This window comes from Streptomyces sp. NPDC046122 (assembly GCF_056429965.1).
On record NZ_JBWKLQ010000006.1, the window covers coordinates 1 to 17,715 of the forward strand.

At 72.4% G+C, this 17,715-nt stretch carries 19 protein-coding genes and 1 tRNA gene; 9 read left to right on the forward strand and 11 right to left on the reverse strand.

Features of this window, described 5'->3' with window-relative positions; genetic code table 11:
• Positions 1–368 precede the first annotated feature (368 nt).
• Positions 369–806: a SpoIIE family protein phosphatase gene (locus tag AC07FK_RS18070; RefSeq protein WP_479105884.1), complete on the forward strand. Its 438-nt coding sequence runs from the start codon at positions 369–371 to the stop codon at positions 804–806.
• 53 nt (positions 807–859) lie between these two features.
• On the opposite strand, the gene AC07FK_RS18075 is transcribed toward AC07FK_RS18070, so the two are convergent.
• Positions 860–1,399 (reverse strand): GNAT family N-acetyltransferase, encoded by a 540-nt coding sequence (locus tag AC07FK_RS18075; RefSeq protein WP_479106182.1) that lies wholly within the window; start codon positions 1,397–1,399, stop codon positions 860–862.
• A gap of 23 nt (positions 1,400–1,422) precedes the next feature.
• A complete protein-coding gene (locus AC07FK_RS18080; RefSeq protein ID WP_479105885.1) occupies positions 1,423–2,832 on the reverse strand; it encodes an NADP-dependent succinic semialdehyde dehydrogenase in 1,410 nt (469 codons plus the stop codon).
• Positions 2,833–3,168: 336 nt separating this feature from the next.
• Here AC07FK_RS18080 and AC07FK_RS18085 point away from each other — a divergent pair, with 336 nt between their 5' ends.
• Together AC07FK_RS18085 and AC07FK_RS18090 are read left to right on the forward strand one after the other, a co-directional pair.
• Positions 3,169–3,666, forward strand: coding sequence for a DUF6766 family protein (locus AC07FK_RS18085; protein WP_479105886.1), 498 nt, complete (start codon positions 3,169–3,171; stop codon positions 3,664–3,666).
• Positions 3,667–3,743: 77 nt separating this feature from the next.
• Positions 3,744–5,282 carry an FAD-dependent oxidoreductase gene (locus AC07FK_RS18090; RefSeq protein ID WP_479105887.1) on the forward strand — a complete coding sequence of 513 codons (1,539 nt, stop codon included), beginning with the start codon at positions 3,744–3,746 and terminating at the stop codon, positions 5,280–5,282.
• 79 nt (positions 5,283–5,361) lie between these two features.
• On the opposite strand, the gene AC07FK_RS18095 is transcribed toward AC07FK_RS18090, so the two are convergent.
• Positions 5,362–5,703: a plasmid stabilization protein gene (locus AC07FK_RS18095; RefSeq protein ID WP_479105888.1), complete on the reverse strand. Its 342-nt coding sequence runs from the start codon at positions 5,701–5,703 to the stop codon at positions 5,362–5,364.
• 283 nt (positions 5,704–5,986) lie between these two features.
• On the opposite strand from AC07FK_RS18095, the gene AC07FK_RS18100 reads away from it, so the two are divergent.
• The 5 genes from AC07FK_RS18100 (at position 5,987) to AC07FK_RS18120 (ending at position 9,177) form a co-directional block, all read left to right on the forward strand.
• Complete coding sequence (locus tag AC07FK_RS18100) at positions 5,987–6,790, forward strand: VOC family protein (protein WP_479105889.1); 804 nt, start codon at positions 5,987–5,989, stop codon at positions 6,788–6,790.
• A gap of 117 nt (positions 6,791–6,907) precedes the next feature.
• Positions 6,908–7,519, forward strand: a complete 612-nt coding sequence (locus tag AC07FK_RS18105; protein ID WP_479105890.1) for a nucleotidyltransferase family protein — start codon at positions 6,908–6,910, stop codon at positions 7,517–7,519.
• Positions 7,516–7,770, forward strand: coding sequence for a hypothetical protein (locus tag AC07FK_RS18110; protein WP_479105891.1), 255 nt, complete (start codon positions 7,516–7,518; stop codon positions 7,768–7,770). Before AC07FK_RS18105 ends, AC07FK_RS18110 begins: the two co-directional genes overlap by 4 nt.
• Entirely contained in the window at positions 7,767–8,534 is a 768-nt protein-coding gene (locus AC07FK_RS18115; RefSeq protein WP_479105892.1) for a metallophosphoesterase family protein, read from the forward strand. The genes AC07FK_RS18110 and AC07FK_RS18115 overlap by 4 nt, the downstream gene beginning before the upstream one ends.
• Before the next feature lie 424 nt (positions 8,535–8,958).
• Complete coding sequence (locus AC07FK_RS18120) at positions 8,959–9,177, forward strand: DUF6158 family protein (protein WP_479106183.1); 219 nt, start codon at positions 8,959–8,961, stop codon at positions 9,175–9,177.
• Between the two features lie 87 nt (positions 9,178–9,264).
• Here the strand turns inward: AC07FK_RS18120 and AC07FK_RS18125 are convergent, their stop codons facing one another.
• Both AC07FK_RS18125 and AC07FK_RS18130 read right to left on the reverse strand, forming a co-directional pair.
• A complete protein-coding gene (locus AC07FK_RS18125) occupies positions 9,265–11,556 on the reverse strand; it encodes a S9 family peptidase (RefSeq protein ID WP_479105893.1) in 2,292 nt (763 codons plus the stop codon).
• Positions 11,529–13,313: an N-acetylglutaminylglutamine amidotransferase gene (locus AC07FK_RS18130; protein WP_479105894.1), complete on the reverse strand. Its 1,785-nt coding sequence runs from the start codon at positions 13,311–13,313 to the stop codon at positions 11,529–11,531. The genes AC07FK_RS18125 and AC07FK_RS18130 overlap by 28 nt, the downstream gene beginning before the upstream one ends.
• Positions 13,314–13,709: 396 nt before the next feature.
• Between AC07FK_RS18130 and AC07FK_RS18135 the strand changes: the two genes are divergently transcribed.
• Positions 13,710–14,441: a GAF and ANTAR domain-containing protein gene (locus AC07FK_RS18135; protein ID WP_479105895.1), complete on the forward strand. Its 732-nt coding sequence runs from the start codon at positions 13,710–13,712 to the stop codon at positions 14,439–14,441.
• Between the two features lie 73 nt (positions 14,442–14,514).
• Here the strand turns inward: AC07FK_RS18135 and AC07FK_RS18140 are convergent.
• The 6 genes from AC07FK_RS18140 to AC07FK_RS18165 all read right to left on the reverse strand — a co-directional run bounded on the left by AC07FK_RS18140 (position 14,515) and on the right by AC07FK_RS18165 (position 17,667).
• Positions 14,515–14,588, reverse strand: a tRNA-Pro gene (locus AC07FK_RS18140).
• 82 nt (positions 14,589–14,670) lie between these two features.
• Positions 14,671–15,597: an alpha/beta fold hydrolase gene (locus tag AC07FK_RS18145; RefSeq protein ID WP_479105896.1), complete on the reverse strand. Its 927-nt coding sequence runs from the start codon at positions 15,595–15,597 to the stop codon at positions 14,671–14,673.
• 109 nt (positions 15,598–15,706) lie between these two features.
• Positions 15,707–16,279 (reverse strand): GAF domain-containing protein, encoded by a 573-nt coding sequence (locus AC07FK_RS18150; protein ID WP_479105897.1) that lies wholly within the window; start codon positions 16,277–16,279, stop codon positions 15,707–15,709.
• Positions 16,276–16,881: a GTP-binding protein gene (locus AC07FK_RS18155; protein WP_479105898.1), complete on the reverse strand. Its 606-nt coding sequence runs from the start codon at positions 16,879–16,881 to the stop codon at positions 16,276–16,278. The genes AC07FK_RS18150 and AC07FK_RS18155 overlap by 4 nt, the downstream gene beginning before the upstream one ends.
• Positions 16,859–17,233, reverse strand: coding sequence for a DUF742 domain-containing protein (locus tag AC07FK_RS18160; RefSeq protein ID WP_479105899.1), 375 nt, complete (start codon positions 17,231–17,233; stop codon positions 16,859–16,861). The genes AC07FK_RS18155 and AC07FK_RS18160 overlap by 23 nt, the downstream gene beginning before the upstream one ends.
• A complete protein-coding gene (locus AC07FK_RS18165) occupies positions 17,233–17,667 on the reverse strand; it encodes a roadblock/LC7 domain-containing protein (protein ID WP_479105900.1) in 435 nt (144 codons plus the stop codon). Before AC07FK_RS18165 ends, AC07FK_RS18160 begins: the two co-directional genes overlap by 1 nt.
• Positions 17,668–17,715: the final 48 nt, after the last annotated feature.

The window sequence follows — 17,715 nt, forward strand, 5'->3', positions numbered from 1 at the left end:
CGGACGCTTCCTTTGTACTCACCCTCTCGGGCTTTCCTCCGGGCTTTCGTTCGGTATTTCGTGTTTCCGACTCTATCAGACGCTTTCGTGTCCGATTCCCCGTCGGCGGGGTGTGTCTTTGTCTTTCCGGCTGTTCGGCCGTTCCGACGCCCCGAACTGTAGCGGATATCCCGGGCGGCTCATAATCGAGCCTGTCCATTGAATTCCGGCATGCCGAAATTCTCCCGGACCGGGAAATCGTGCTGAGGTTTGGGGTGTCGCTCTCGCGACGGGTGACGTCGCAGAACCGTTCCGGCTCCGCGACAGCCCGGAGAACATTACGCACGCCGGAGGATCGAGTCAAACCGGGGTCGGGCCTGGGGTTCGGGGTGCTGGCCGCCGCGGCCCGGCGGATGGACCGGTCACTGCGCCGCCGTCAGGACGCCAGCGGCGACGACCGGTACGCGACAGCCCTGCTGCTCCAAACACGCCCCGGGGGCGCCCTGGAACTCGTCAGCTGCGGGCACGCTCCGCCGATCGCCGTGTCTGCTGACCGTTCCCGGGAACCGAGCCTGTGGCCGGGGTGCCCGCTGGGTTACTTCGAGTTCGCCGGGGACGAGCCGCTGCGGATCAACACGCGCACCCTCGCCTTCGGCACTTCGCTGCTGATGGTGACCGACGGCATCACGGAAGCACGCAACGGCGACCGTGACTTCTTCGACCTGGGGACCGTGACGGGTCAGGACTTCGACCCCTGCCCCGCCGCCCTGACCAGGGCGCTGCCGGCCGAAGTGTCCCCGGCACGCCGCCGGTGGCCGGCTCCGTGACGACGTCGCCGTTCTGGCGCTCGTACGGCACCTCCCCGAGGCGCCCGGCGCCGTCACGCCGCCGGCGGCGGAGGCAGTAGGTCCGGGGCCAGCAGGTCCATGAGCAGGCCGTCGTGCCAGGTGCCGTCGGCGCCGCGCTCGTAGGCACGCATGATGCCGACGGGCCGGAAGCCCACCTTGGTATAGCAGCGGATGGCGGCGGCGTTGTCCGCCGCCGGGTCGATCACGATCCGGTGGTGGCCGAGGTCGGTGATCAGGTGGCGGGCGAGCGTGCGTACGGCGTCCGCGCCGAGGCCCCCGCCGTGCACGGCGGGGTCGAGGTAGATGTCGATGTTGGCGTGGCGGTAGTCGGGGTCCCGCTCCTCGCCCCACTGCACGGCGCCGGCCGTCCGGCCGGCGTACTCGACGACCAGGGTGGTGACGTCGGGGTCGGCGAGGCCCTCCGTGACCGTCCGCACGAGGTCGTCGCCGCCGCGCCATGTCGCGCGCACTTCCGGGGTGGCCCGGATGCCGGCCAGCACCGGAACGTCCTCGGGTGTCGCCGGGCGCAGCACGACCTGGGCGCCGTAGAGGGTCCTCGGTGTGTCCGGCAGGTCGGCGGGCGGGTTCGGAGCCGTCAGGGCTTCTCCTCGGGATCGGCGGCGTGCCAGACGGTGGTGACGTTGCAGAACTCGCGGATGCCGTGGCCGGACAGCTCCCTGCCGTATCCGGAGCGCTTGACGCCGCCGAAGGGCAGGGCGGGATGGGAGGCGGTCATCCCGTTGACGAAGACGCCGCCCGCTTCCACGTCGCGTACGAAGCGCTCGACTTCCCCGTCGTCGCGGGTCCACACGTTGGAGCTCAGACCGAAGGGCGAGTCGTTGGCGAGGGTGACCGCCTCGTCGAGGTCGGACACGCGGTAGACCGTGGCGACGGGGCCGAACGCCTCTTCCCGGTGGATGCGCATGTCCTCGGTGACGTCGGTGAGGACGGTGGGCTCGTAGAACCAGCCCTTGTCGTGCTGCTCGGGGCGGCGTGCTCCGCATCGCGCGGTGGCGCCCAGGCGCAGGGCGTCGTCGACGAGCTCTTCGAGGTCGGTGCGTCCCTGTTCGCTCGCCAGCGGTCCTACGTCGGTGTGCTCCTGCGACGGGTCGCCGACCGCCAGCTCGCGCATCCCGTCGGTGAACCGCGCGCAGAAGTCGTCGTAGACGTCGGTGTGGACGATGAAGCGCTTGGCGGCGATGCAGGACTGGCCGTTGTTCTGGACGCGGGCCGTCACGGCCGTACGGGCGGCCCGTTCGATGTCGGCGGACGGCATCACCACGAACGGGTCGCTGCCGCCGAGCTCCAGCACGGTCCGCTTCACCTCGTCGCCCGCGACCGATGCGACGGAACGCCCGGCCGGCTCGCTTCCCGTCAGGGTCGCGGCGGCCACCCGGGGGTCGCGCAGGATGTCCTCGACCGCGCCGGAGCCGATCAGCAGCGTCTGGAAGCACCCTTCGGGGAAGCCCGCGCGGCGGAAGAGGTCCTCGAGGTAGAGGGCGGTCTGCGGCACGTTGGACGCGTGCTTGAGCAGACCCACGTTGCCGGCCATGAGCGCGGGGGCGGCGAAGCGCACGACCTGCCACAGCGGGAAGTTCCACGGCATCACGGCGAGGACCACGCCGAGCGGCCGGTAGCGGACGATCGCCCGGGAGGCTCCGGAGTCGCTCACGTCGGCGGCGGAGGGGTGTTCGTCGGCCAGCAGCTCCGGGGCCTTCGCGGCGTACCAGCGCATCGCTTTCGCGCATTTGGCCGCCTCCGCGCGGGCGGCCGTGATCGGCTTGCCCATTTCGGTGGTCATGGTGCGGGCGATGTCCTGCTGGTCCTCGTCGAGCAGGTCGGCGGCGCGGTTCAGCAGCTCCGCCCGCCGGTCGAAGCCGGTGGTGCGGTACTCGGCGAAGGCGGTGGCGGCGCGTGCCAGGCGGCGCTCGATCTCTTCCGCTCCGAGCGCGTCGAAGGTCTTGAGCGTCTCTCCGGTGGCCGGGTTCACCGTGGCGATGGGCATGCTGGCGTCCTCCTCGGACTCGGTCGACTCGACACTTGCGCGGTACGGGCGCTCCCGCAACGCGGCAGGCACCCCTTCTGCTTCGCCTGTCAGGTGGAAGTCGGGGCGAAGGGAGCGCGTCTTCGGGCGTTCCCGGGAACGTTCACCGGACTCCCTCGGACCGTTCCCCGGAGCCGAGGGACGGGAGGCGGTGGCTGTGCTGCGTGCGGGCGTGTGCGCGGGTCTGGCATGGCTGGCTCTCTCGGGCTGTTCCTCCCTCGGCGCGGGGGAGGACGCCGCGGCGTCGGCTGCGTGGCGTTTCGCGGAGAACCTGCGAGGCGGGCGGGTCCTGCCGGGATGCGCGGGACTGGCTCCCGGTACCCGTCAGGAGCTGGAGGAAACAGCGAAGTCGCGTTGTCCACCGGCCCTGGAGGAGCTCGGCCTGCCGGCGGCCGGCGCGGTACGCCGCGTGGACGTGTACGGCCGGCAGGCCCGGGTCGCGACACCCTCTTCCTGTCGTCCTTCCCGGACAGCTGGAAGGTCGTGGCCGCGGGCTGCGAGTCCCGGCCAGAGCCGGAGGTTCCCTATCAGAAACAGCCTGACCCTCGCCTTCGGCACCGGCTTTCTGCTCAGCCTCACCGGGCAGGCGATCGCGGGGCACGCCATCTGCACCCCGTCACCTTCTGGAACTACCTGCTGACGTCCGACTTCGCGGTCGACGTGACCGAGAACCGGCAGTCGGAGTTCCTGCAGTTCTTCCTGTACGTCTTCGGCACCGTGTGGCTGCTCCAGCGCGGTTCGCCGGAGTCCAAGCCCGTCGGCGCGCCCCACACCTCCACGGGAGTCGAGGGCTGACCGCGCCGGACGCCGTTGCGCTCCCCTTGGCCGGACCGCGCCCGTTAGCCCGGCCGCGGAGGGGGAAGCCGTAGCCCATGGACGGGAAGCGTCCGATCATCGACGAGTCGTACTGGATGGCCACCGCCCCGGGCACCCGGTACCCGCCCCCGGACACGGACCTGACGGCGGACGTCGCCGTGGTCGGCGGCGGCATCGCCGGCCTGTGCACGGCCTGGGAGCTGGTCCGGGCGGGCCTGGACGTGGTGCTTCTGGAGGCGGACAGGATCGCCGCCGGGGTGACCGGGTACACCACGGCCAAGCTGACGGCGCTGCACGGGCTCGCGTACGCCCGCCTGGAGGCGCGGCACGGCCCCGACGGCGCCGCTCTGTACGCGCTCTCCCAGCAGGACGCGGTCGACCGTACGGTGGCGCTCTGCGAGGAGCTGGGCATCGACTGCGACCTGGAGCGCGCCGCGGCCTTCACGTACCTGGAGGATCCGGGGCGTGCGGACGAGCTGCGGGACGAGGCCGGGGCCGCACGGCGGGCGGGCCTGGACGCCTCGTTCGTGACCCGTACGGAGCTGTCGTTCCCGGTGGCCGGGGCGGTGCGGGTGGAGCGGCAGGCACAGTTCCACCCGCGCAGGTTCCTGCTCGCCCTGGCCGAGCGGTTCACCGCCGCCGGCGGACGTGTGCACGAGCGGACGCGGGTGACGGGGCTGCACGACGGCGTGCGCTGCCGGCTGTCCACGGAGAGCGGGGTCACGGTCACGGCCCGCGATGCCGTGATCGCGACGCACTATCCCGTCTTCGACCACACGCTGCTGTTCACCCGGCTGAAGCCGAGGCGGGAGCTGGTGGTCGCGGCCCCGGTCCAGTCCGGTGACGCGCCGGAAGGCATGTACATGAGCCCGGCCGACCGGGTCCGTTCCGTGCGGACCGCGCCGTACGACGACGGACGGCGGCTGCTCGTCGTCACGGGGGAGAATTTCGAGCCGGGAGCCGGCGGCGTGAGGGAACGCTTCGAGCGCCTGGACACCTGGGCGCGGGACCGGATGCCCGGTTTCGCGGCGGCGGACCGCGTGTACCGGTGGGCGGCGCAGGACAACGATTCAAGCGACCGGCTGCCGTACGTCGGTCACGCACACCCGGGCACGCAGCACGTTTTCGTGGCGACGGGGTTCGGCGGGTGGGGCATGAGCAACGGCGTGATGGCCGGCCGTCTGATCACCGCCCATGTGGTGGGCGGCCCCCGGCCCGGGTGGACGGATCTGTACGACCCGCGCCGCCTGCCCCGGGTGCGGGAGACGGCGGAGCTGGCGAGGTACCAGGGCGCCGTCAACCGGCACTTCGTGGGCGACCGTCTGCTCACCGGTCACGTCGACTCGGCCGACGAGATCCCGCCGGGCGGCGGCGCGGTCGTCCGCCTGGAGGGGCGGCGCTGCGCGGTGTACCGCGACGAGTCCGGCGCGGCGCACGTCGTGTCCGCCCGCTGTACGCACCTGGGCTGCCTGGTGCGGTTCAACGACGCCGAGAAGGTCTGGGAATGCCCCTGCCACGGCTCGCGCTTCGGGACGGACGGTGCGGTCCTGCACGGCCCGGCCACCCGGCCGCTGGAGCCTCGCGACCGTGACTGAGGGCCGCGCCGGCCCGGGCGGTGCGCGCGCCGCGCCAGGCCACGGGCTGCCGGGACGCTGCGCGTCAGGACTCCTCGCGTCAGGACTTTGCGAGCGAGCGCTGGAGCTCCGACTTGTTCATCGAGGAGCGTCCCTGGATGTTGCGGCGCCGGGCCTCCGCGTACAGCTGGTCGTACGTCTGCCCCTCCGAGCCACCGCCGGAACGTCCGCCGCCGGAGCGCTGCCCACCACGCTGCGAGGCCGACTTGCCCTGTGTCGAGCTCTTGCTCGCCGTCTTCGACTCGCCGGCGCGCGCCCGTTCCTTGTTGACGGTCCGCGCGGCCATCTCCTTGGCCCGTTTGGTGCCCGCGCCGCGCTCCTCGGCGCTCTCCTTGATGTGCTCGTACTGGCGTTCCCGCTTGGAACTCGACCCCTTGGGCATGGTTACTCCTTCGTACGTGTATCAGTGGTCCGCTGCGTGCGACGGGCAGCCTTCGCCCACCCTGCGTCCGGTGCGATCTCTCCGCAAACGCAGCACCGCGCCGCTCCTGTCGCCCGCTTTCAGCGGTGGTCGGCGAGTACCCTCCAAGCACGGGAACAGACACACCAGTCCATGATCGACGGCCTGCTCCAGGCGTTCACGCGGTTCGCCAGTACGCACCCACGGGGGCAGGATGGATTACGGAACCGGCCTCACACGCCCCCATGCGACCAGGACACGTGCGATGGAAATGGAAACGACGGCCACCGGCAGGACATCGAGCCACGAGATCTTCGGTGCTCCCTGCTGGATCACCCTGATGGCACGCGACCTGGAGCCCGCCCAGGCGTTCTACGGCGCGGTGCTGGGCTGGGAGTTCCGGCGCGCCGGGCTCGGCCGGGGATTCAGCATCGCCCTGCTCGACGGTGATCCCGTCGCCGGCATCGGCTCGCTGGACACCGCGCTGCGGGCGCCCGTCACCTGGACGCCGTACTTCGCGGTCGCCAGTGTGGACGAGACCGCGAGCCGCATCCGGGAGCGCAGCGCCACCGTCGCCGTGGGCCCGCTGCGCTTCGCCACCGGTCGCGGCGCGATCGCGGCGGACCGCGACGGGGCCGTGTTCGGCATCTGGGAGGGGCAGCTCTTCTCCGACTGGCACGTGTGGCGCAAGAACGCACCCGTATGGCTGCGGCTGCGGACCCGGGACGCGTTCGACGCGGCGATCTTCTACGGGCAGGTCCTCGAATGGGCCTCCGGCCGGCCCGGCTGCTGCGAGGTCGAGTATCAGGAGGACGAGGTCGTACTGCTCCAGGACGGGCAGATCCTGGCGAGGCTGAGTTCCGGCGCCGTCGACACCGCCCCCGATCCCCTGATCCAGCCCCGGTGGCACGCCCACTTCCCCGTCGCGGACGTCGAGGCCACGGTCCGGGCAGCGCTCCGCCACGGCGGCACCGCCCTCGGGCACGGTCCCACCGCCTACGGCATGGAGACGACGCTGCGCGACCCGGACGGCGCGATCTTCACCGTCACCAGCGCAGGGCCCGGATAGGGCGACGAGGAAGGTGCACCCGTGCGCGGTTACTCACCAGACGCCTCCCCGTCCGGCGACCGGCCCGATGCGGCCGGTCCACGGCTGACGGCGGCGCGGGCTGTGGACGGGGGACCCGTGGAGCCGTTCGCCGGAGCGTCGCGGGGCGCCCGACCGCTGCCGCCGGACCGCACCCAGGCCATCCTGGAGGCCACGAAGCACGTGGCGTCCCGGCTCAAGAGCTCAGGCCACCCCTTCGCGCTGGTCGGGAGTGTCGCGGCGTACGCCCACGGCGTGCCGGCGAGCTTCCAGCACGACGCCGACTTCTGCATCTTGCGCGAGGACGCGGAGGCCGTGACCGCCGATCTGGAGGCCGCCGGGATCCAGGTGCGCGTACCGCCGGAGGACTGGCTGATCAAGGCGCGCAGCCACGGCGAGGAGATCGACCTGATCTTCGAGCTGGCGCGGCAGCCCGTAACCAGGGAGCTGCTGAGCCGGGCGCAGACGCTGCCGGTGGACTCGGTGCACATGCCCGTGCTGTCGCCCACCGATCTCATGGGCAGTCAGCTCCACGCCTTCTCGGAGCACCACTGCGACTTCGGGGCCGTCCTGCCCATCGCGCGGACCCTGCGGGAGAAGATCGACTGGGACCGGCTGCGCCGCGAGCACCAGGACTCGCCCATGCCGGACGCGTTTCTCTACCTTCTGGAACGTCTGCACGTCATCGAGGAGCGGGAGGCAGGGCCGTGAACGACACATCCGCCGCCGAGTACCGCATCGCCCACCTGCGAGAGCATCTGGCGAGCGGTGACTACGCCGAGATGGGCGTACGCATAGAGCTGCGCGGAGGCAGCGTCCTGATCGCCGGCACGGTCTCCAGTGCCGCCTGCCGGGACGAGATCCTGCGCATGGCGGAGGACGAACTGGCCGGGCTCCCGCTGCGCGAGGACCTGGTCGTGGTCTCGGCCACCGCGCCCGACCACCCCGAGGAGCTCGCGTGATCCGCATCGCGGCCGTCGGGGACATCCATCTGGGAAACGACAGCGCGGGCGTGCTGCGGCCCGCGTTCGAGACCGTACGGGACGTGGCGGACGTGCTGCTGCTCGCGGGCGACCTGACGCGGCATGGCACCGCCGAGGAGGCACGGGTGGTCGCCCGGGAGGTCGCGGGGCTCGGCGTGCCCGTGGTGGCCGTCCTGGGCAACCACGACTACCACAGCGACCAGGAGGCCGAGGTGACGTCGGTGCTCGAGGAGGCCGCCGTGACCGTGCTGGAGGGCGGGGGCACCGTCCTGGACATCGGCGGCGTGCGGGTGGGCGTCGCCGGGACCAAGGGGTTCGGCGGCGGGTTCGCCGGGCGCAGCGGCGGCGAGTTCGGAGAGCCGCAGATGAAGGAGTTCATCCGGTACACCCGCCGGTGCGCGGAGAGCCTGCGGCGTTCCCTGGACGAGCTGAAGGGCAGCGGATGCGCCGTACGGATCGCCCTGACGCACTTCGCGCCCGTGCCGGACACCCTGGCGGGCGAGCCTCCGGAGATCTTCCCCTTCCTGGGGAGCTACCTGCTGGCGGAGGCGATGGACGAGTCGGGCGCCGACCTCGCGGTGCACGGCCACGCGCACCTGGGAACGGAACACGGGATGACCAGCGGCGGTGTACGGGTGCGCAACGTCGCCCAGCCGGTGATCGGCCGCGCCTTCGCCGTCTACCACCTCGCGGTGCGCGCCGCGGCCGGCACCGCCGCGGGTGTGCCCGTAGCGGCCGAATGAGCCGCTGGAACGCGGGCACACCGGCGTGAGCGGCCGACCGGCTTCCTCCGGCCGACGGGATCCGGCTTCTCCGGCCGACGGGATGAGGAAGAGCGGTGACGGACCGGGACCCGGGTGCTCGGCGGATGCTCGCCGGGACGGCGCCTGGCCGGCGTATCCCTGCCGAAGGGGCCCTGAAGGGCCGTCCGGCCGCGGCCCGGTCGCCGGGGGCGGGGAACGGTGCGAGGTTCGGTACGGGGCGATGCGCGCCCATGGCGGAGGGACGCGTGCCCGGGCGGCGGGGCGAGGTGAGTGGCCCCCGGGTGCCGGGGAACCCGTCGTCCGAGGCGCGCCTCGGACGCTTCCCCACGGGCACGTCCTCGGGCGCGTCCGAAGACCCGTAAAGGAGACGACTGTGCCGGAGAACGATGACAAGAACGCGGCGATGGGCAAGGATCCGGCGGAGCTGGACGACCAGCAGTTGCTGCGCGAGCTGGAGAGCGTGCACCGCACCCGCCACGACACGTTGCTGCACGGCTCGCGGGACGCCCTGGACGCCCACAGCCGGCGGACCGCCGAGCTGGAGACGGAGTACGTACGCCGCAACCCGGACCGTTCCGTGACGTCGGGCCGGACGAGGGAGGGGGCGCGGGCGCGGGAGTGACGGCGGGCTCGCGACGGCGGGCAGGGCCTCCGTGACACCGGGGCCGGCCCACCCCTGGCCGGTACCCGGGAGGTCAGTGCGCCGCCGTCACCCGATCAGGTGGCGTTCCATCCAGTTCGCGGCGGCGCGGCGGAAGAGCCGGCGGTTGTCGGCGCGCAGGAACTCGTGGCCCTCGTTGCGCAGGGTCAGCAGTTCGGCCGCGTGCCCGCGTGCCCGCGCCGCCCGCACCATCTGCTGCGACTCCCCCGGCGGCACATTCGTGTCGTGCTCCCCGTGCACGGCGAGCAGTGGCGCGCGCAGTTCGTCGATGCGGCTCATCGGCGACAGGGCGTGCAGCAGCTCGCGGTCGTGTTCCGGGTGGCCGTACTTGTGCGCCGCCGACTCGGCGATCCAGGGCTCCGTGCCGGCGAAGAACGTCGCGAAGTCCGACATGCCGCAGACCGCGACACCCGTACGGAAGACCTCCGGGTGCCACACCAAGGACGCCATCGTCAGGTATCCGCCGTACGAGCGTCCCATCACGGCCAGCCGGCCCGGGTCGGCGCGTCCCGTCATGACGGCGTGCGCGGCGCAGTCGGCGACATCGTTGATCGCGTCGAACCGGCCCTTCCCGAGGTCGGCGTCGACGAAGGACCGGCCGGAACCCGACGAGCCGCGTACGTCCGGCGCGAAGACGTCCAGCCCCCGGCCGAGCAGCTCGTGGTACAGCGGGTTGAACACCGGGCGCTCCTGCTCCTCCGGGCCGCCGTGGAGGTGGATGACGCACGGAGCGGGGTCGCTCGCGTCGCGGCCGGGCGCCCGGTAGTACCAACCGCCGAGCGGCATCCCGTCGCGGGCCTCGAGCCGCAGCGGCGCGGGACGGACGGGCGGGCGGCCGGGCGGCACCGCGTCCTCGTCGCGCGACGACCACGGGGTGCGGGCCGGGGACGCGGCGCCGGTGGACCACCACACCCCCGGGCGGCGCTGGGATCCGGAGACGGCGAGCACCAGACCGTCCGGTCCCGCCCGGGCGATACGCGTGACGACCTCGTGCGGCAGCGGCACCGCACGCGGCCCCGGCGCGTCGGCGGCGTGTTCGGGGACCGCCGGAGCGGCCGGCCGCTGCGGCTGCCCGTTCCCCGCGGCCCGCCGCTGTGCCTCCCCGTCCGCCGACCGCTCCCCGCCGGGCAGCCGCAGCGTCTCGAGTTCGCTCGCGCCCTGTACGTTCCAGGCCAGCGCGGCCGTGCGGCCGTCGTCGGTGAAGGTGAGGAGTTCGAGGTCGCTGCCGTCCCGCTCGGCCGCGACCGACAGGTCGCGCACGTGCCCGTCCGCGCCCAGTCCGGCGCCGAGCAGCGCCGCGAACTCACGCCGGTGGTCGCTGCGCAGCCACAGCGTGCGCCCGTCGGGGGCGAACCGGCCGATCCACGGATCACCGTCCGCCACGCGCAGGACACCCGTCGTCCGCAGATCCGCGGTGCGCAGTACGACCGCCTCGCGGCGTCCTCGCGGGCCGCGGCGCAGCAGGGCGAGGCGGCCGTCGTGGCTGATGTCGCAGACGCGCAGCGTCGCGGCTCCGGTCTCGGTGGCCAGCAGGACCGGCGAACCGACGCCGTCCGGGTCGATCAGATAGGCGGCCAGCGCGCCGCTGGCGGCCGGGGCGTCCCCGTCCTCGGACGGGGCGCGCGCGGCGGGCGCGACGTCGCCGTGGTGCGCCCCGCCGAGCAGCGTGGCGTGTCCGTCGCGCTCCGCCCAGCCGGGGGGCAGTTCGGGGGCGTACGTGCCCGGCTGGGCCAGGCCGGGCTCCCTGGCCGCGCCGCCGACGGGCACGGCGACGTCCCCGTTCTGCGCCGAGGGATCCCGCAGCCGCCCGGCGGCGTCCGCGAGCCCTGCGGTGAGGTCCGCGGTGTGCGCGCCGGTGGCCCGGCCCGCGACCGTCACCGCCAGGCTGGACCCGTCGCGTGCCCAGCACCCCAGGTGCGCGGAGCTGCCGGGGTCGGCGCCCGCCAGCACCCGGCGGCCGGTGCCGTCGGGACGTACGCACAGCACCCTGGTGTGCTCGCCGCCGCCGGGAGCGACCGTGTAGGCGATCCAGCGGCCGTCCGGCGACCAGGCCACTTCGGTGACCGGGTCCGGGTCGGCGTCGAGCAGATGGACCGCGCCGCCGTCCACCGGACCGGTCCACAGCTGCGGGACGCCGGTCCGGTCGCAGATGAACGCGACGTGGTCGCCGGTGGGGTCCGCCACCGGATACCAGCAGCCGTGGGAGATCAGCGGCTGGGGCATGTCGGGGGAGCCCTGAGCGTCGGCGAGCGCGACGGGGGCCGGGGCCGCGAACGCGGCGCCCGCGCCGTCGGGCTCGTCGTGGTGGCGGATCAGCCGATGCCGTGGGTCTGCAGCCATAGCTCCAGCAACGCTACTTGCCACAGGGCGTTCGCCCCGCGCTTCGTACGGTGGTCGTCGGGCGCGGCGAGGAGTTCGGCGACATACGCCTCCTCGTACAGCCCGCGCCCCTTGGCCTCGGGGGCGGACAGTGCCTCGCCGACCCGTTCGAGCACCGGCCCGGCCATGTGGCGGATGGCGGGCACCGGGAAGTATCCCTTGGGCCGGTCGACGATCTCGCGCGGCAGGACCTTGCGTCCGGCGTCCTTCAGTACGCCCTTGCCGCCCTGCGCCAGCTTCAGCTCGGGCGGACAGGCCGCCGCGAGCTCGACGAGTTCGTGGTCCAGGAACGGCACGCGGGCCTCCAGGCCCCAGTCCATGGTCATGTTGTCGACCCGCTTGACCGGGTCGTCGACGAGCATCACGTGGGTGTCGAGCCGCAGCGCCGCGTCCAGCGCCGTCTCGGCGCCGGGCACCGCCATGTGCTCCCGTACGAAGCGCCCGGAAACGTCGTGGGCGGGCAGCATGTGCGGCTGGAGCACGCGGGCGAGGTCGGCGTGCGACCGGTCGAAGTACACGTCGGCGTACGTCTGGGGCTCGCGTTCGCGCTCGACCGCCGCCATGGCCGGGTACCAGTGGTAGCCGGCGAACACCTCGTCGGCGCCCTGACCGCTCTGGACGACGCTGACCTCCTTCGAGACCAGTTCCGAGAGCAGGTGGAACGCCACGACGTCATGGCTGATCATGGGCTCGCTCATCGCGCCGATCGCCGCGTCCAGCGCGGTCGACACCCGGTCGGAGGGGACCATCAGCCGGTGGTGGTCGGTCTCGAAGCGGCGCGCGATCAGGTCCGAGTAGGCGAACTCGTCCCCTTCCTCGCCGCCCTCCGCCTCGAAGCCGACACTGAACGTCGCCAGGTCCCGCTGGCCCTCCTCGGCGAGCAGCGCCACGATCAGGCTGGAGTCGAGACCGCCGGAGAGCAGCACGCCGACGGGCACGTCGGCGACCATCCGGCGCCGGACGGCGGTGCGCAGCGCGTCCAGCACGGCGTCCCGCCAGTCCGCGGCGCTGAGGCCGGCGTACTCGGGCCGGCGCGTGTACGACGGCTGCCAGTAGCAGTGGTCGCGGTACGAGCCGTCGGGCTCGATCACCCGCACCGTGGCCGGCGGAAGCTTGCGCACCCCCGCGAGCACCGTGTGCGGCGCCGCGACCGTCGCGTGCCAGCTGAAGTACTGGTGCAGGGCGACCGGGTCCAGCGACGTGTCGACGCCGCCGCCCGCGAGCAGCGCGGGCAAGGAGGAGGCGAAGCGGAGCCGGTCGGCGGTACGGGCGACGTACAGCGGCTTGATGCCCAGCCGGTCCCGGCCGAGCACGAGGCGCCCGGTGTCGGTCTCGACGATGGCGAAGGCGAACATGCCGACGAAGTGGTCGACGCAGTGGGTGCCCCACTGGCGGTACGCCTTGAGGACCACCTCGGTGTCGGAGGTGGAGAAGAAGCGGTGTCCGAGGCCGAGCAGTTCGTCGCGGAGCTCCTGGTAGTTGTACACGCACCCGTTGAACACGCCGGTGAGCCGCGCTTCGGAGTCGGTCATCGGCTGGGCGCCGTGCTCCGACAGGTCAATGATCTTGAGTCTTCTGTGGCCGAGGGCCACAGCGCCCTGCGACCAGAGCCCCCGGCCGTCAGGACCTCGCGCCGCCATGCGGTCGGTCATGCGCTGGACGGCTGCCAGGTCGGGGCGGCCGCCGTGGAAACAGATCTCGCCACTCAGCCCGCACATGCCGCACCCCCGGACTTCGCGGCGTCCGCCCGGGGGGAACACGGGAGGCCGGGCTCCTCCTCGATCTTCTCTTTACCAAGCACGACTACTCCTCGAAGACGGGTAACACGGCTTCGGCCGGCCTTGTCGTACGCGGGCCGACGCCGGTCGCACTTTTCGGGTTCCCTGTTGACCGAGGGGTAAGCGGGGCCATTGGGGTCCTGGGGCGGTGCGGGCATTGCGCACGGGCGCTTCGGGAGCGGGCATGGCGCATAGTGGAGGGAGTGGTGGCCGCGTTGCTTCCCCACTCTGGGAGAGGGCGGCCGGTTCCGCTGGAGGTGTCCCTTCGGACTGGACTCCGTGCCCCCGGCGGCGCACTCGCTGCCGACCGACGGGCCCTGCCCGGAACGGAACATCATGTCTGATCAGCCTTCCGCCCCGCCGGATGTGGTGTCGCTGCTGCTGGACACCGACTCCCTCGACGCCTTCCTCCAGTCCCTGACCGACAGCGCCCTCGCCATGAGCCCGGCCGCAGACGGCTGCGGAATCACCCTCCAGCGCGAGAGCCGGCCGCTGACCGTGGTCAGTGCCGGCGTCAGCGCACTCGATCTCGACGAGGCACAGTACGGGCAGGACGACGGACCCTGCCTGCAGGCCCTGCGCCAGGGCGGCGAAGTGGAGGTGACGGACATGCTCGGGGAGACCCGCTGGGGCCCCTACCCGGCGTACGCCGCCGCCTGTGGCACGCGCTCCTCGATGTCCCTGCCGATCGCGCCGCACACGCACACCGCCGGGGCCCTCAACCTCTACTCCCCCAAGCCCGCGGCCTTCAGCGACACCGATCTGACCGACCTGCGGACCATCGCCGCCCAGGGCACCGGCGCCATCGCACTCGCCCAGCGCATCTCCGACGCCCAGGAGTTCGCCGCCGACCTGCGGACCGCCATGGAGTCCCGCAGCGTCATCGACCAGGCGCTCGGCGTCATCATCAGCCAGCAGCGCTGCACGGCGCGGGAGGCGTTCGACATCCTGCGCACGGCGTCCCAGCACCGCAACATGAAACTGCGCGACCTGTGCGCGGACCTGATGACCGGCATCACCGGCAGCCCGCCGGCCGCCGACGGGACAGGCCCCCGCCCCCGCCCCTGAGCCTGCCCGGAAATGATCGAAGGGCCGTGTCAGATTGCTCTGACACGGCCCTTCGACCTGCGACTCTTTCGAGTCGGGACGACAGGATTTGAACCTGCGACCCCTTGACCCCCAGTCAAGTGCGCTACCAAGCTGCGCCACGTCCCGGTGCCCGTCTGGCCTGGGGAATCCCCTGGCTGAACGCGCTTGAGAACAATACCGCACTCGGGCCGGTGGTCACGAACCCGATTCAGACGTGCCGGGCGAGCCAGGCGGTCAGGTCGTCGTGGACCTCGTCGCGGTTCGTCTCGTTGAGGATCTCGTGGCGCGCGCCCTCGTAGCCCTTCCAGGTCAGGTCCTCGGTGCCGTGGTAGCGGAAGTCCTCGAGAAGTTCGTAGACGAGGGTCATGCCCTGGTTGCAGGGGTCCTCGGTGCCGACGGCGATGTGGACCGGCAGGTCGGCGGGGACGCGGGCCAGGTTGCGCGGGTCGTTGATCTTGCGGATCGCGTGCACCCAGTCCAGCGCGAGGCCGGCGCTGAAGGCGAAGCCGCAGCGCTCGTCGGCGGCGTACGCGTCGACCTCGGCCTCGTCGCGCGAGAGCCACTCGAAGCCGGTGCGGTGCGGGTACGCGTCGTTGAACGAGGAGAAGAGGGTGGGGAGGTACCTGGAACGTGCCGTGCGGCCGCCCTCCGCGATCTCCGCCTCCAGGCCGTCGATCGACTCCTGCAACTCGGCTCCCGGCAGGGTGCGGAAGGTGCCGGAGAGGATGAGTCCGGCCAGGTCGTCGGGGTACTCCTGCGCGTAGTCGCGGGCCAGCATCGAGCCGAGGCTGTGGCCGAGCAGGACGACGGGCACGCCCGGGTGCAGGGCCCTGGCCTGGTCGCCGACGGCCCTCAGGTCGTCGACGACGGCGCGCCAGCTGTTCTCGCCCACCACGCCGTAACCCCCGGTGGCGGCGGCGGTCGCGCCATGGCCGCGGTGGTCGGAAGCAATCACTCCGTAGCCGTGGGAGACCAGGTGCCTGGCGAAGCGGTCGTACCGCAGGGCGTGTTCGGCGGCGCCGTGGGCGATCTGGACGAGGGCGTGGGGCCGGCCGCTCTCCGGCAGCCAGGTGTACGCGGCGATCTGCGCCCCGTCGCCTGCGGTCGCCGTTCCCGTGCGGTGTGCGGTGGTCATCGGGCACGCCTCCTGAGTGTCTGCTGGTGCCCGCGCTCGGGCACTGGGGCTGACTCTCCCCAGGCGGGCGCGGCTCACACCAGCCTCTCCGGATGCCGGAGCCCCGGTCTCAGATGCCGCCGTCCTCGCGGCGCCGGATCAGCTCGGCCAGTTCCGCCGCGCTCGCCTTGATCGTGTCCAGCCCCGCCCGGCCCCAGCGGCGCGGCTCGGTGTCGACGACGCAGACGGTGCCGAGGAGCAGATCCGTACGCCGGTCGATGACGGGCGCCCCCATGTAGGACCGGATGCCGATCTCGTCGACCACCGGATTGCCGGCGAAGCGGGGATAGTCGCAGACGTCCTCCAGGACGAGCGCCTTGCGCCGCGCCACGACGTGCGGGCAGTACCCGTGGTCGCGGGCGAGGAACCTGCCGATGCGGCCCGTCGCGGCGGCCGAGCCCAGGTCCGTGCCGCCGTGCGCGCCGGTCGGGGTGTGCAGCCCGGCGAAGAACTGCCGGTTCTCGTCGATGAAGTTGACCATGGAGTACGGCGCTCCGGTCACCTCCGCGAGCCGGTCGGCGAAGGTGTCGAACGCCGGTACGGGCCGTTCTCCGAGCCCGAGCTGCGCGAGCCGCCGCACCCGCGCCGGCGCCTCCGGGTCGACGGGGGTGAGCAGCACGTGGCCGATCCGGTGGTATGTCATGCGGGTGCTCCGTGGCTTCCGTAGCCCGTCGAGGCCGGGGTGATGGTGAGCAGGCGCCGGACGAGGGTGACCAGCGTCTTGATGCCGGAGCTGGCGATGCGGGCGTCGCACAGCACGACCGGGACCTCCGGCGGGAGGTCGAGGGCGGCCCGTACCTCCTCCGGCTCGTAGCGGTGCGCGCCGTCGAACTCGTTGACGGCGACGACGAATTCGATGCCGCGCCGCTCGAAGAAGTCGAGCGCCGCGAAACTCTCCTGGAGGCGGCGGGTGTCGGCGAGCACGACGGCGCCCAGGGCGCCCTTGGAGAGCTCGTCCCACATGAACCAGAAGCGTTCCTGGCCGGGCGTGCCGAAGAGGTACAGCACGTGGTGTTCGTCGAGGGTCAGCCGGCCGAAGTCCATCGCCACGGTCGTCGTGGCCTTGTCCTCGATGCCCTCCAGGTCGTCCGTTCCGACGCTCACCTGGGTGAGCAGTTCCTCCGTACTCAGTGGAGCGATGTCGCTCACCGCTCCCACGAAGGTCGTCTTTCCGACGCCGAACCCGCCCGCGACCAGGATCTTGAGCGCGGTGGGAAACAGATCAGAGCCGTCGTCGTAGGCCATCGAGCACTGCCTCCAGCAGGGTGAGGTCGGTGGGCTGGTCGTCGAAGCGCGGCGTGTGTGTGGTGAGCGCGCCGCAGTCGACGAGGTCGGAAAGCAGCACCTTGGTGACGACCGCGGGAAGCCGCAGATACGCCGCGATCTCCGCGACCGAGGTGGGGTTGGCGCACAGCCCGAGCGCCTGCGTGTGCTCGGGACCCAGGTGCATCGAGGGCTCCGCCCCGGTGGCCCGGACCATGGACAGCAGGTCGAGGTCGGCTGTGGGACGGGTGCGGCCGTCGCTCACCGTGTACGGGCGGACCAGCCTGCCCGCCGCGTCGTCGAGCCACGGCCCGTCCTGCGGGAGCGGCCCCATCAGCGTCCCGTGGCGCTCGGTACGCCCGCCCGCTGCCTGGCCGGGGTGACGAGGTACGGGCGAACGCTCTTGACCAGCATCGCCATCTCGTAGCCGAGCACCGCCGCGTCCGCCTCGCGGCCGGCGAGGACGGCGAGACAGGTGCCGGAGCCGGCGGTGGAGACGAAGAGCAGGGTGGAGTCGAGCTCGACGACGACCTGGCGGACCTCGCCGCCTTCGCCGAAGCGGGCGCCGGCGCTGCGGCCGAGCGAGTAGAGGCCGGAGGCGAGGGCGGCCATGTGGTCGGCGCTGTCGGTATCGAGGCCGTGGACCGATTTGACCAGACCGTCGGAGGAGAGCAGAACCGCGTTGCGTGTGAAGGGGACACGCTGGACCAGGCCGCTCAACAGCCAGTCGAGATCGGACGCTTGGCCGGTTGGCGCATCACTCACCATGGTGCATCTACTCCTTGGGGTACTGCCTGCGGTGGAGGGAGGGGAGGC

What these genes read in the sequence shown, in the direction of transcription:
- AC07FK_RS18080 (WP_479105885.1), bottom strand. Translation starts at nt 2,832, where the DNA reads ATGCCCATCGCCACGGTGAACCCGGCCACCGGAGAGACGCTCAAGACC.
- AC07FK_RS18085 (WP_479105886.1), top strand. Translation starts at nt 3,169, where the DNA reads ATGCGCGGGACTGGCTCCCGGTACCCGTCAGGAGCTGGAGGAAACAGC.
- AC07FK_RS18090 (WP_479105887.1), top strand. Translation starts at nt 3,744, where the DNA reads ATGGACGGGAAGCGTCCGATCATCGACGAGTCGTACTGGATGGCCACC.
- AC07FK_RS18095 (WP_479105888.1), bottom strand. Translation starts at nt 5,703, where the DNA reads ATGCCCAAGGGGTCGAGTTCCAAGCGGGAACGCCAGTACGAGCACATC.
- AC07FK_RS18100 (WP_479105889.1), top strand. Translation starts at nt 5,987, where the DNA reads ATGGAAATGGAAACGACGGCCACCGGCAGGACATCGAGCCACGAGATC.
- AC07FK_RS18120 (WP_479106183.1), top strand. Translation starts at nt 8,959, where the DNA reads ATGGGCAAGGATCCGGCGGAGCTGGACGACCAGCAGTTGCTGCGCGAG.
- AC07FK_RS18125 (WP_479105893.1), bottom strand. Translation starts at nt 11,556, where the DNA reads ATGGCTGCAGACCCACGGCATCGGCTGATCCGCCACCACGACGAGCCC.
- AC07FK_RS18130 (WP_479105894.1), bottom strand. Translation starts at nt 13,313, where the DNA reads ATGTGCGGGCTGAGTGGCGAGATCTGTTTCCACGGCGGCCGCCCCGAC.
- AC07FK_RS18135 (WP_479105895.1), top strand. Translation starts at nt 13,710, where the DNA reads ATGTCTGATCAGCCTTCCGCCCCGCCGGATGTGGTGTCGCTGCTGCTG.
- AC07FK_RS18145 (WP_479105896.1), bottom strand. Translation starts at nt 15,597, where the DNA reads ATGACCACCGCACACCGCACGGGAACGGCGACCGCAGGCGACGGGGCG.
- AC07FK_RS18150 (WP_479105897.1), bottom strand. Translation starts at nt 16,279, where the DNA reads ATGACATACCACCGGATCGGCCACGTGCTGCTCACCCCCGTCGACCCG.
- AC07FK_RS18155 (WP_479105898.1), bottom strand. Translation starts at nt 16,881, where the DNA reads ATGGCCTACGACGACGGCTCTGATCTGTTTCCCACCGCGCTCAAGATC.
- AC07FK_RS18160 (WP_479105899.1), bottom strand. Translation starts at nt 17,233, where the DNA reads ATGGGGCCGCTCCCGCAGGACGGGCCGTGGCTCGACGACGCGGCGGGC.
- AC07FK_RS18165 (WP_479105900.1), bottom strand. Translation starts at nt 17,667, where the DNA reads ATGGTGAGTGATGCGCCAACCGGCCAAGCGTCCGATCTCGACTGGCTG.